Genomic DNA, 11,938 nt, shown 5'->3' with positions numbered 1-11,938 from the left:
AAAGTAGATTTTTTCCTATTTAGACTATCCACAATTTTTGCATAAAACTAAAATCCCACAACTTTTTGACTTGATCCCTAAAAGCATACCTTAAAAGAGAAAAACCTCTCCCAAACAAAAAAAGCCTCTCCTTATAACAGGAAAAGCTCTTCACTGGTTTAACACTACTTAAACCTAGATGCCAAGTCTTCACTTGACATACACAACACAACTTCGTAAAAAAAGCCTCAATAAAATATTGAAGCTTTTTACTCCCGATGATTCGGGATTGCGGTCTGGACGAGACTCGAACCTTGCTTGGCGAGCCCTGTCGCTGTGGCACTTCTGCCAAATATTTTTATCTATGTTGACGATTTGTGAACTAATTCTCGTGAGTTGTAGTTCAATTTGATTCGTCTGATGCAAAAATAATAATTCTTTTCAATTAACAACACTTATTACCAATAAATATTAAACTAATATATTACCAATGAATTGAAAATAAAAATTTAACTAAGGGGGTTTATTATCATACAATATGACCGCAATTTAAACTCGTAAAATACTTCCATCAAAAGACTACGGCATAAAGCCAACGTCTCTTCCATCGCTTATTTATTCCGTTTCCTTTTGAGCCAAGATTTTATCTTCCGTTTGGTTTCTGCTCAAATATTGTTTAATCTAAAATTTGAGTATTATGACAACAAAAGCGAGTACCACAAGAAAAAGCGGAAAAAGAATTACGACCGCCAAGAAAGAAGTCAAAGAAAAATTGACACAAAAAGCGATTGGGCTTCAGATTGAGAACCTATCAATTGCAAAGGTCATTCCCGACCCGATGCAGCCCAGAAAGACTTTTAATGAAGCACATCTGCAACAGCTTTCCGAAAGCGTCAAAAAGCACGGAATTCTACAGCCTATTACAGTTCGAAAATCTGGAAACGAATTTATCATCGTGATGGGCGAACGTAGATATCGAGCAAGTAAGCTGGCCGACAAGAAAACTATTCCGTGTATTGTCAGGGAATATAAAAACAACGACGTTCTTGAAATTCAAATCATCGAAAATCTGCAAAGGCAGGATGTTGAACCTACCGAAGAAGCTGAGGCGATTGCTTACTTAAGCGAAAAATATGCGCCTACAGAAATTGCAAAGCGATTGGGAAGAACAGATAACTTTATCAGACAACGATTAAAGCTGGCTGGTTTAATTGAAGGTTTTAAGCATTTTGTTCGTAATGGCGAAATGACGATTTCGTTAGGTGTTGGTGTTGCACTTTTTGAACCAGAAGAACAGCAGATGATGTTGGAAACGATGGGCGAAGATTTTAGTGCCCATCAGATTAACAGGATGATTAAAGACCAGACCTATGATTTGGAAAAAGCATCTTTTGATGTAAATGATAAGAAATTGGTGCCAAAAGTAGGCTCTTGTATTGAATGTCCGTTTAACGCGGCAAATCAAGGTAATCTTTTCGGCGATGGCAAAATGGTTTGTACAAAATCAGCTTGTTATGAAACGAAGAAAAGTAAGTCGTTCTTGAATTTGATTGAAAAATCGAAACAAGAGAACATACTGTTAATTCCTGAAATACGACAGTATTGGGCAGACGAGGAAAACAATCAGCTGATTATTTCACAATTGGAAAAGAACGGTTTGAAAGTCTATTTGCTGGATGATGTTGAAATCATAGAAAATCCGATAAAGCCAACAATTGAGGACATCAAGAAAGAATACCAACATTACGATTATTCCGAAGATGAATTTAAAGCAGAGCTGGATGAAGCCTTACAGCAATACGAAGAAGAATTGGAAAAATACAATTCCGCTAAAGAAAATGAATTTGTAAAAGGTATTGTGTTCCATCCTGAAACATACAGACACAAAGAAGTCTTTATAAAGATTGTTGAACAGTCCAAAAATGAATCGACAACGTATTCAGCACCTTTGGAAAACAGAAAAATGGCAGATTGCACACCTGAAGAACAGATAATTAAAATCAACGAAAGGGAAATACGCAAGAAGCAGATTGAGAACAACAAGCAGTTTGAAGAAGTTGTTGAAATGATTAGAGACACCAAATACATTATTACGAAGAAAACACTTTCGGTGGATGAAATGGTAGCGTTCTCATTGACGTTGTATGAAAACAATGTAGATTATGTTGGACGACAACGATTCTTTTCAGAATTATTAGGTAATACATCCAAGATGACAGATGTGGAAATTGTTACAAATTTCAAAAAGAAGTTCAAAAAAGAAATCTTTCACAAGCTGATACGGTATATCCTAACAAAGCAAGTGCATTTTGGCGAAAGCAATCACGTTAATAATCTGACTAACATTTCATTCTACAATGCGATGCAAGGTTATTACAAGTCCAAGATTGAGGGCATCGGAAAAGAATATACTGAAAAAAGAAACAAGCGTGAAGAACGTTTAAAAGAGCGAATAGAAAATCTTGAAAAGCAAATTCAGGAATTGAACGATTAGCTTTTGTTGTTGGAAGGAAGGGTCAGCATTCGTGCTGGCTCTTCTTTTTTTTAAATAATCTTTCAATTGGAAAAGGTTATAGAATAGAAAAAAATAATCAATCAATAGTAGCGCAAAGGTAAACTCGTAAAATACACCCATCAAAAGACTACGGCATAAAGCCATTCCTTCCGCCATCGCTTATTTATTCCGTTTCCTTTTGAGCTGAGATTTTAGCTTCCGTTTGGGTACTGCTCAAATATTGTTTAATCTAAATTCAAAAGCTATGTATTTACAAAATTTGCAACAGGATGAAATCTTTGTTCCATCAGAAATGAAATCCTTAAAGAGTCTGACACAGATGGAATCCAGACGAGGGCTTGAAAATGTCATAATCTCAAATGGTAAAATCGTCAATGTGGTATCGAACAGCTATGGCCATATTCCGAATCAACTGTTCTTCAAGAAAGCTGAAGAAATGTTGACCGATGCACAACTGAACTTCCATAAGCGAACTATCAACAAAAATGATAGGTCGTTTATTACGGACTTTATAATCGACGACCAAAGCCAGTTTACAGTCAAAAATCATAAAGATTTAATACTACCAATGCTACGGTTCAAAAACTCGTATGATGGTAGTGAAAAGACCTCTGGACACTTCGGGTTTTACAGGAAAATATGTTCCAACGGCTTACACGTCTCACAAGCGGAAATTGAGTTTTCCATCAAGCACAGTAAGAATAATACACACTTGATTATGCCGAGATTGAGCAATCTGTTCGATAAATTTCTGGACAATGAATTCTATACAATTACCAAGAAATTCGATAAGATGAAAGAATTTAAAATCATCGACACACAAGAATTTGTGAAAGCGATTCTTGATAAAACGAAACTCTTCAGATATGAATGCAGCGACAAGAACAGTGACCCCTCAAAAAAGTCTCGAGAAGTCTTGGAAATTCTGAATTATGAAACATTGTTGCTAAACGAAGAACCTAATTTGTGGTTAGGTTACAACGCCTTCAATGCAGTTTTGCACAACACATTGAAGAAAAGTTTTGGCCAACAAGAGCGGTTGGACAAGAAATTGTTTGATGAAGTTTATGAAATGGCCTAAAGCCAAAAGGTTCATCCAGTACCTTAAACTGGATTTTTTTGTGCTTGCTACTTATGTTTAAAAGCAATACCGTTCAGCACATTCCCCTACATTTCGCGAAAAGCTTCATTCCGGAAAAAGCGCTTCCCTATAATAATCTTGGACACAATCCCTAATTTTAGCTTTCCATAGTGTTAACCCTTCCCGTCACGAAACTTCGAGACTGCTAAATAACATTTCAGTTCCTATTCAAATACGTAAATTAATCAGTAATGTTCAAATAGAAATTTTTATAAGAATTAATTAATCCTATCTAATAATACGAATAACATTATATTTATTGACCACAAAAATGAGTTGTGCGTCATTTAACAAAATATCAATTATTCAATGAACTATCAAACATTCCAACCACATCCGGATTTAGAATCTCTTGTCAGTTGCTATTGGACTTTAGAAGTTCCTGCTGAACCTGATGTACAAAAACAACGAATCATTCCTGATGGCACAATTGAAATGGCGTTTATACTTGGAGACGACATTAAACGATACACTTCGAAAGATGAATTTATACTACAACCTCGTGCAATGGTTCTCGGACAGACAATTGAACCCTTTTATATAGAACCTACAGGATATGTGAATACTTTTGCAATTCGTTTTTACCCTTATGGTTTTGCAAATTTTGTAACAATGCCCATTAATAACTTGGCAAACAAGGAAACGACAATAGAATTGTTGTTCGGAGAAAAAACTGCTAGTGACTTGGAGCGAAAAATAATTGAGGCAACTAATACTAGTGAACGAATAGAAATTATTGAAAATTTTTTTTTAGACAAGTTGAATGAAAAAACTACAATTAATAATATCGTAAAAACAACAATTGATGCTCTTTTAGCAACAAATGGAAGTGCTTCGATAAGCAAAATCCTTAAAGAAGATTTATCAAAACGGAGACAACTTGAACGAAATTTCAAAAAACAAATTGGTGTTAGCCCAAAACAGTTGGGTAAAGTAATCCGACTGCAAAATGCACTAAAAATGCTTCTTAATAAAAAGTCAGAAAACCTAACCGACATTGCTTACGAAAGTGAATACTTCGACCAAGCGCATTTTATAAAAGACTTTAAAGAGTTTACCGGAATTAATCCGAAGGAATTTTTAGGCAATGAAAATATGGCACTCTCTACCCTCTTCTACAAATAGTCAGCGTGTCGCATTTTTACAATTTTTGTATTTGCACGAAATCTAAATTTGTCTTGTCAAATCAAACAGGACGAAATGAAAAAATCCATTCTTTGTACAGCCATAATTCTTTCCTTTAGCATTACAGCCTGTAACAACCAAAACAAATCTAAAACCGAAACTATCCCGGTTGAATCTAATATTAATCAAAAAACAAAAGAAATGAAAAGTCATATTTCAATCTTTGAAATTCCAGCAACGGATGTTTCAAGAGCAGTAAATTTTTATCAAGCAATTTTAGACATTAACATTGAGAAGATAGAAATGCCCGAAATGGAAATGGGGATATTCCCTTATGAAGAACAAATGGTTACAGGAGTTATCATTAAAGCAGAAGGCTATAAACCTTCATCTGATGGTGTAACTATATACTTAAATGGTGGAGATAATCTTCAAATTATTCTTGATAAAGTTGAGAAAAATGGTGGCGAAATAATTGTTCCGAAATCACTTCACGCAGATGAAAGTGGTTATTACGGTCTATTTCTTGATTCGGAAGGAAATAAAATCGGTCTGCATTCACCGAACTAAACGAGTGAAAAAGAACAAACACAGAGCAATGTATATAAAAAAGAGGGCAAATAGTCCTTAAATAAAAGCTTTGGAGTATTTGCAAAGTAGCCATATTTTTAATTTGTATTTTGACGATAAGAAAGTTAAAAAGGAAATTAAAAATATGGCTTCGTGCTTTACCAAAGATTAAGTGCTTAATCAAGCAACAAATACACCCCATTCACTTTAAGATAGATATCAGTTTTAATAACCCACTCAGCACATTTCCCTACATTTCGCGGAATGCTACATTCCAAGAAAAGAGCTTCACTACGCAAGTCTTGGACACAATCCCCAATTTTAGCTTTCCATTTCGTTAACCCTTCCCGCTATGCTGGGAAGGAACACTTCATTCCCTAGCCAAAATAGTGAATCAAGTCCGCTTAAAAAAGGAAATCAATTATCATACAATATACACGCAAGGTAAACTCGTAAAATACTTCCATCAAAAGACTACGGCATAAAGCCATAGCTTCTTCCCTCGCTTATTTATTCCGTTTCCTTTTGAGCCAAGAATTTTAGCTTCCGTTTGGTTTCTGCTCAATATTGTTTAACCCAAAAATTTTAACATTATGAAAAGTACAGCTTTAAAATCCAACATTTCATTAAAAGAAGCCGAAGAACATTACCAATTAAGTAGTGAAAATTATACTATTGAAAGTGCAGAGTGTCATTTAGCTTACTACAGAGAGAAGCATCCCCTTTACTACCAAATACTTTTAAATAATGTTTATTCTAAAAATCAAAAAGTACTTTTTGAAGAGTGAGCTAACTATTCACAAAAGTACTATTACCCTTTTATTTAATGCGAGTTTCATAAGCCATTCAGCACATTCCCCTGCATTTCCCGAAAAGCTACATTTCGGGAAAAGAGCTTCACTACAAATATCTTGGACACAATCCCCAATTTTAGCTTTCCATTCCGTTAACCCTTCCCGTCCCGATAGCTATCGGGACTAGTAAGGAACACTTCATTCCTTTGCCAAAATTGTGAATCAAGTCCGCTTTTCATCGGAAAGTCATCACTTCGGTTTTTTTAACAGGATTTTCGGCGCGGTCTTCTTGAGCCCTCACTCGAAAATCCTTAAAAACCGAACCGCTGCCTTACACATTTTAAGGGGTTTATAATGGATAAAGCCTTTGTTGTTTTTCGGTACAGCGAAAAACAGGCACGACATAACCAATTCTAATTTAACCACAGCTGCTTATCTCGCTTAACTGTCGGTACGCTCAAACGCAACTGCGTTTAAAAGATTTGCTAATGCCCTTATGGAACTTGTCAAGACTATACAAGTTTTAGTGAAAAATAAGGTTTCTACTTCCTTGAAAATGCGAGCATTTTACTACGTCGCAAACACACCTGATTTGTTCCCGAAAAGTCTGGACAAAACCCACTCTATCCATTGTGCGGTGCACAGAAGAAAAGAACAAACACCCCTTAAAATTTAATTCAGTTTAAATCAAATAGGGGAAATATAAACCAGTCTGTAACAAAGCAGACACAAATCTTTTTATTATGAGTACTATTAAAAATCACGTACAGTTAATTGGAAACGTTGGACAAGAACCAACCATTACGAACCTTGAAAGCGGAAAGAAAGTAGCCCGTTTTTCACTCGCCACAAATGAGTATTACAAAGATGCCAAAGGCGAAAAACAAACTGACACTAATTGGCATACGGTAGTTGCTTGGGGCAAGACTGCCGAAATTGTAGAGAAGTATGTTGTTAAAGGTAAAGAAGTTGGAATATCGGGAAAACTTAAAACCCGAAGTTATACAAATGATGATAACGAACAACGCTATGTTACGGAAGTTGTAGCCGATGAAATTCTATTACTTGGAAGCAAAGACGACAAGTAAATCTTAAAATGAAAGAGGGCGTAACCGTCGAAAGATGCGCCCTCTTTTTCATTATTCACACTTTAAATAATATGTACAATGAAAGCACAAGTTAACGAAATCAAAGAAGGATTGCAACATTTTCACGGAACGGAAATGTTCTATCAAATCCCATTATTAAGAACACGTTTTACAGACGGTTTAAAATACCTTGCTAACGTGGCAGATTGTTTTTGGCTCATTACGGACACGTCCGTAATTGCAAAAAGTCTGATGAACCGAAGCGAATTTATCACAATCGATTTTAAAAGATTGCCCGAAGAAAAACAAGATTATTCGGGTTACGAAGCCGAGATAATTTACAGCGATGGCAATGACAATATTTTGGAAAAACAAGGGTATCGAGCAACCGATTTTCCGCTCGATGAACTGCGGTTATTTTTTGTAAATGATACGCTGATGTTACCAAGCGAATATTAAAATTTTGAAGCTATGATTTATATAAAATTTCAAGATTTGAGCGAGGAAAAACAAGAGGAACTTTTACAGGTTTCGAGAGAACGCGTAACACATCTTTATGGGGAATCCATAAAAAAATATGTGGAAGAAACTGGTGCAAATTATGAAAACTTGATTGATGAAGAAATGATTAAAAACTTATACACTTATAATTTTGTTTTCAATATGTAGCACCATTGAAATAGAGCATAAAACACCTCTAAAATTTTAGAGGTGTTTTTGTATGCAATTAATATCAAGTCAAAAAAAAGTGTATCTTTATATCGCTGAAATTCAGCATTCAAATTTAAGTAGGGTTATCCACTTTTCGACTTTCGCCGATAACCGTACACATCGAAAAATAACATATCGGAAAATCATTTTCCTTGAAAATGGCAATCGGCTTTTTAGCCGGATTGTATGGATTTTTGTCACGCTTGCGCGTGACGAAAAGGAATAGCAAGAGGGTAACACGCTGCGCGATGTTTCGGATTCCTTTTCGTTTTCAAATAGCTGATTACCAGCGATTTGAATATAATTTAATTTCCTGACAATCAGCGATTTGCGACAAACGGGCTGTAAACGCCCAATTTTAGGGAAGATTTTGCGACAAATCGGCGAAATATGGACTCATTTATTGGAATTAGATTTAAAAAGGAAACTGCGAAGCGTTTCCAAACTTTTTCACGCACTTACTTTAAATCGCACACCGAGGCGATGGCTACAATGCTGGATTTTTTCTTCTACAACGAAATATCGCCAAAGGAAAAATTAGGACCAACAGGGCGAACCATCGAAGCAAAACTTCTCAAAAGAATCAATGCGGTTATTGCCATTATGCGGGATGTCGAAAAGACTCAAACCAAACCTACGGTGGCGATGATTCAATCCCTTTTTGAAATGGAAGAACCTGCAAAAAAACCTTTGATTATTGAAAAGAAATATGCCGAAGAAAAGAAGGAAGTCCGCTTTCGCGAAAAGCAAAATCCAAGTAATCAGCTATAAATATTTGAACTATGTATATCACAATCACAGCTCAAAAAATGGGTGGTAATTATAGCCAAAGTTCAGCGGATTTTGTAGGCTATTTAGAGAAAGAAAATGAAGGTTTAGAACAACGAGATATGGAACACTTTTTTAATCAATATGGCGATGAAATTTCTGCTGAAGAAGTGGTCAAAGAAATTGATGGAAACACCGCAAAATTGAAAAAGAAAGAGCCCAAATTTTATTCGATTACGGTCAGCCCATCAAAGTATGAATTGCGAAAACTTCAGAACAATAGTCAAGATTTAAAAACCTATACTCGTGAGCTGATGAAGGATTATGTTGCCAGTTTCAATCGGGAAATAAATGGACGACCTATAACAATCGATGACATAAAGTACTATGCTAAAATTGAACATCAAAGAACATTCAAGGGTACAGATTTTCAGATTAAAGAGAACCAACCTTACGCTTCAAAAATACTTCAGCTCAAAACGGATATCCGAAATATTCAAGATGGACGAGCCGAAGGGAATATCAACAAGATGAAAAAGGAAATTGCCAAACTGGAACGCCAAGCACCACATCAACAAAATGGAAAACGCATTGTCCAGGGAATGCCAAAAGGTGGAAACCAAAGTCATATCCATATTATCGTAAGCAGAAAGGATGCTTCAAATTCTGTAAGTCTTTCGCCAGGAAGTAAACACAAAGCTTCGGAAGTTGAAATGCACGGAAAAAAAGTAAAACGTGGTTTTGATAGAGATACCTTTTTCGCGAAAGCGGAAAAAAAATTTGATAAGACGTTTGGATATAAGCGCAATTACGCTGAGACCTACAAAGCTAAAAAGACCTTTGTAAAGAACCCAAACCTATATTTTTCCGCTTTGATGAAATTACCTGCCAATGAAAAAGCATTGGCTTTTAAAATGATAAGTAAATCAGGATTGCCCATAGTGCCGAGTATTCCAGTAAGTCAGGCACAAATTGCACTTCGAGTTTTCAAACGTTTAAGACGTGGCGTAGAGGTGGCCATCAAATCAAGTTCAATAGGAATTTAGGATATGGAAATAGACAATCTCATAACGATACTTTCAATTATTGGTTTGACCAGTACCATTTTCTATGTAGTTTTCCGTGTAAGTAGATATGCATTTGTTCTGAATATCATACTGCTATCAATCATCGTATTCTATATTTACGAAAGCAATGAACTGGTGCCTATTTTGCTCTATTTGGTTTGTCCGCTAATGCTAATTAATATAGGATTGTATGTTTTTCTGCATAAAACTGAAACCGTACAAAATGGCGATAGTAAATATCAAGTCAATTTTGCCACGACCAAAGGGAATTTCAAATTGGATAACATTAAAAGGGGTGCATCCATAATCGGTTCTGCTGGAAGTGGCAAGACCGAAAGTGTAGTATATGGATTTCTGAAGCATTTCCAGAAAGAGAACTTTTGCGGAATCATTCACGATTACAAGGATTTTGAGCTGACCGAAATGGCATATCCACTTTTTAAGGATAGTGATATTCCTTTTAAGGTTATTTCCTTTGATAAAATCATCCATAGGGTAAATCCTATCGCCCCACGCTATTTAGAGAACGAGGAAAGCGTAAATGAGGTGTCGAGGGTGTTAATTGAAAACCTGTTAGAACAAAGAGAAAGTGGAACAACTGGCACGACAAAATTCTTTAACGATGCTGCAGAGGGGTTGATTGGTGGATTGATTTGGAAATTAAAAACAGAATATCCAAAATACTGTACGCTACCACATTTGATAGCAGTTTATCAATTTCTTGATACAAAAAGCCTTATCCAGTTTTTGGAAACCAATACGACATCGAGGGCAATGGCAGATGCTTTTATTAGCGGAAAGGATTCCGAACGGCAGACAGCTGGCGTAAAAAGCACCTTGGCCAATGCGCTGAAACGAATTAGTACACAGCGGATTTTTATGGCATTATCCGCAGACGAAGTGCCGCTAAATATAAATAATGCTGAAAATCCCTGCGTAATTTCGATAGTAAATAATCCGAAATTTGAAACGTCGTATTCGCCAGTAATCGCTACTATTATACACACCATTACAAAGCAAATGAGTGTGCGAAATTCCAAGCCTTCTTTTCTGCTGATGGAAGAAGCACCTACCATTCGTTTATTGAATATGCACCGTATTCCGGCAACGCTCAGAAGTTATGATATTTCCACCATCTATGTGATGCAGGATAAAATTCAAAACGATATGATGTATGGCGATAAGGCAAGCAAAGCAATATTGAGTAATCTATCCTATCAGTTTTTCGGAAAGGTAAACGACCCAGATACTGCGAAATACTATGAGCGCTTTTTTGAAATTATCAAAGACCCAACTAAGAGTATAAGTCGTGGTCATAACTTAGATTTCGATACACGTATTACTACGGGCGAAAAGGAAATCCCCAAGATTAGGGCAGATGTTTTCTTTAGGTTAAAGCAAGGCGAATTTATTACCTATGCTGATGGAAAGGATAAAAAAGTACAATTTAAATTAGCCGACATTAAAAGGGAACTACCACAGGAATCAAAGCAATATTCTCAGACTGATTTAGCGGCTAATTTTGAGCGGGTTTATGATGAGGCGAAGTCGATTTTTAAGTGATGGAGAAGTATAAATCTTCAAAGCGGAATATCTTAATAAGCTTCTTTATCCCTAAAAATTTACGTGATATGAGTATATTTAGTGGCGATATAACTATACCTGCAAGCTGAAAAGCCAACCGCATATTCAAGCACATTTGTTTTTAGCCAACGCTAAATCCAACGCTCAAAAAAGCATTAGAGCTTAAGTTTCCCACCGCTCTTCTCACTGGAACCCAAAAAAAATAACTACATTTGGACAATTATTGTCCTGAATATATTTTCAGGAAAAATATAAGGAAATGAATACGAAACAATCGTTTGGAGAGTACTTGCGGAAATTGAGGGAAGACCAAAATCTTCCGATAAGAAAAGTTGCATCAAAACTTGACATTGACCCATCAACATTGGGGAAAATTGAACGTGGAGAAAGAAGTGCTAATAAAGAAATGCTTCCAGTGTTGGCGGAATTGTTCGGAATTGAGGAAAAAACTCTTGGACTTATTCTTTTTAGCGACAAAGTAGCTTATCAGATTATTGAAGAAGAAAATACCAACGAAATCCTGAAAGTGGCAGAAGAAAAAATTAAATATTTAAAAAATAAGAATCTTAAACAAGGTTCATTGGACTTGAAATAAA

Annotated in this window: 12 protein-coding genes; all 12 read left to right on the top strand. The window is 35.8% G+C overall.

Annotation, left to right across the window (positions count from 1 at the left end; genetic code table 11):
- Window positions 1–676 precede the first annotated feature (676 nt).
- The 12 genes from RBU60_RS06725 (at window position 677) to RBU60_RS06670 (ending at window position 11,937) form a co-directional block, all read left to right on the top strand.
- The gene (locus RBU60_RS06725) at window positions 677–2,473 is read left to right on the top strand and encodes a ParB/RepB/Spo0J family partition protein (protein WP_308863971.1); all 1,797 of its coding nucleotides are present in this window, start codon (window positions 677–679) and stop codon (window positions 2,471–2,473) included.
- Between the two features lie 265 nt (window positions 2,474–2,738).
- Window positions 2,739–3,575, top strand: a complete 837-nt coding sequence (locus RBU60_RS06720) for a DUF932 domain-containing protein (protein ID WP_308863970.1) — start codon at window positions 2,739–2,741, stop codon at window positions 3,573–3,575.
- A 369-nt stretch (window positions 3,576–3,944) separates the two neighbouring features.
- Window positions 3,945–4,760, top strand: coding sequence for an AraC family transcriptional regulator (locus RBU60_RS06715; RefSeq protein ID WP_076547073.1), 816 nt, complete (start codon window positions 3,945–3,947; stop codon window positions 4,758–4,760).
- Between the two features lie 75 nt (window positions 4,761–4,835).
- Window positions 4,836–5,330 carry a VOC family protein gene (locus RBU60_RS06710; protein ID WP_076547074.1) on the top strand — a complete coding sequence of 165 codons (495 nt, stop codon included), beginning with the start codon at window positions 4,836–4,838 and terminating at the stop codon, window positions 5,328–5,330.
- A 593-nt stretch (window positions 5,331–5,923) separates the two neighbouring features.
- On the top strand, window positions 5,924–6,118 hold the full coding sequence (locus tag RBU60_RS06705) for a hypothetical protein (protein ID WP_076547075.1): 195 nt from the start codon (window positions 5,924–5,926) through the stop codon (window positions 6,116–6,118).
- 749 nt (window positions 6,119–6,867) lie between these two features.
- Window positions 6,868–7,212 (top strand): single-stranded DNA-binding protein, encoded by a 345-nt coding sequence (locus tag RBU60_RS06700; protein WP_308863969.1) that lies wholly within the window; start codon window positions 6,868–6,870, stop codon window positions 7,210–7,212.
- A 78-nt stretch (window positions 7,213–7,290) separates the two neighbouring features.
- A complete protein-coding gene (locus tag RBU60_RS06695; protein ID WP_308863968.1) occupies window positions 7,291–7,671 on the top strand; it encodes a DUF6876 family protein in 381 nt (126 codons plus the stop codon).
- A 12-nt stretch (window positions 7,672–7,683) separates the two neighbouring features.
- Window positions 7,684–7,881, top strand: a complete 198-nt coding sequence (locus tag RBU60_RS06690) for a hypothetical protein (protein ID WP_308863966.1) — start codon at window positions 7,684–7,686, stop codon at window positions 7,879–7,881.
- 432 nt (window positions 7,882–8,313) lie between these two features.
- On the top strand, window positions 8,314–8,694 hold the full coding sequence (locus tag RBU60_RS06685) for a BfmA/BtgA family mobilization protein (protein ID WP_308863965.1): 381 nt from the start codon (window positions 8,314–8,316) through the stop codon (window positions 8,692–8,694).
- A gap of 11 nt (window positions 8,695–8,705) precedes the next feature.
- Window positions 8,706–9,737: a MobB family relaxase gene (mobB, locus tag RBU60_RS06680; protein ID WP_308863964.1), complete on the top strand. Its 1,032-nt coding sequence runs from the start codon at window positions 8,706–8,708 to the stop codon at window positions 9,735–9,737.
- A gap of 3 nt (window positions 9,738–9,740) precedes the next feature.
- A complete protein-coding gene (locus tag RBU60_RS06675) occupies window positions 9,741–11,321 on the top strand; it encodes a type IV secretory system conjugative DNA transfer family protein (RefSeq protein ID WP_308863963.1) in 1,581 nt (526 codons plus the stop codon).
- Window positions 11,322–11,601: 280 nt separating this feature from the next.
- Window positions 11,602–11,937: a helix-turn-helix domain-containing protein gene (locus RBU60_RS06670; RefSeq protein ID WP_121666347.1), complete on the top strand. Its 336-nt coding sequence runs from the start codon at window positions 11,602–11,604 to the stop codon at window positions 11,935–11,937.
- The last annotated feature ends 1 nt before the right edge of the window (window position 11,938 follow it).

It is taken from the genome of Mesonia profundi (assembly GCF_031085155.1).
GTDB lineage: Bacteria > Bacteroidota > Bacteroidia > Flavobacteriales > Flavobacteriaceae > Mesonia > Mesonia profundi.
Note: the sequence above shows the minus strand (reverse complement) of the source record. Positions and strands in the feature narration are given on the sequence as shown.

Coding starts and splice junctions, on each gene's coding strand:
- RBU60_RS06725 (WP_308863971.1), top strand. CDS start 677: ATGACAACAAAAGCGAGTACCACAAGAAAAAGCGGAAAAAGAATTACG.
- RBU60_RS06720 (WP_308863970.1), top strand. CDS start 2,739: ATGTATTTACAAAATTTGCAACAGGATGAAATCTTTGTTCCATCAGAA.
- RBU60_RS06715 (WP_076547073.1), top strand. CDS start 3,945: ATGAACTATCAAACATTCCAACCACATCCGGATTTAGAATCTCTTGTC.
- RBU60_RS06710 (WP_076547074.1), top strand. CDS start 4,836: ATGAAAAAATCCATTCTTTGTACAGCCATAATTCTTTCCTTTAGCATT.
- RBU60_RS06705 (WP_076547075.1), top strand. CDS start 5,924: ATGAAAAGTACAGCTTTAAAATCCAACATTTCATTAAAAGAAGCCGAA.
- RBU60_RS06700 (WP_308863969.1), top strand. CDS start 6,868: ATGAGTACTATTAAAAATCACGTACAGTTAATTGGAAACGTTGGACAA.
- RBU60_RS06695 (WP_308863968.1), top strand. CDS start 7,291: ATGAAAGCACAAGTTAACGAAATCAAAGAAGGATTGCAACATTTTCAC.
- RBU60_RS06690 (WP_308863966.1), top strand. CDS start 7,684: ATGATTTATATAAAATTTCAAGATTTGAGCGAGGAAAAACAAGAGGAA.
- RBU60_RS06685 (WP_308863965.1), top strand. CDS start 8,314: ATGGACTCATTTATTGGAATTAGATTTAAAAAGGAAACTGCGAAGCGT.
- mobB (WP_308863964.1), top strand. CDS start 8,706: ATGTATATCACAATCACAGCTCAAAAAATGGGTGGTAATTATAGCCAA.
- RBU60_RS06675 (WP_308863963.1), top strand. CDS start 9,741: ATGGAAATAGACAATCTCATAACGATACTTTCAATTATTGGTTTGACC.
- RBU60_RS06670 (WP_121666347.1), top strand. CDS start 11,602: ATGAATACGAAACAATCGTTTGGAGAGTACTTGCGGAAATTGAGGGAA.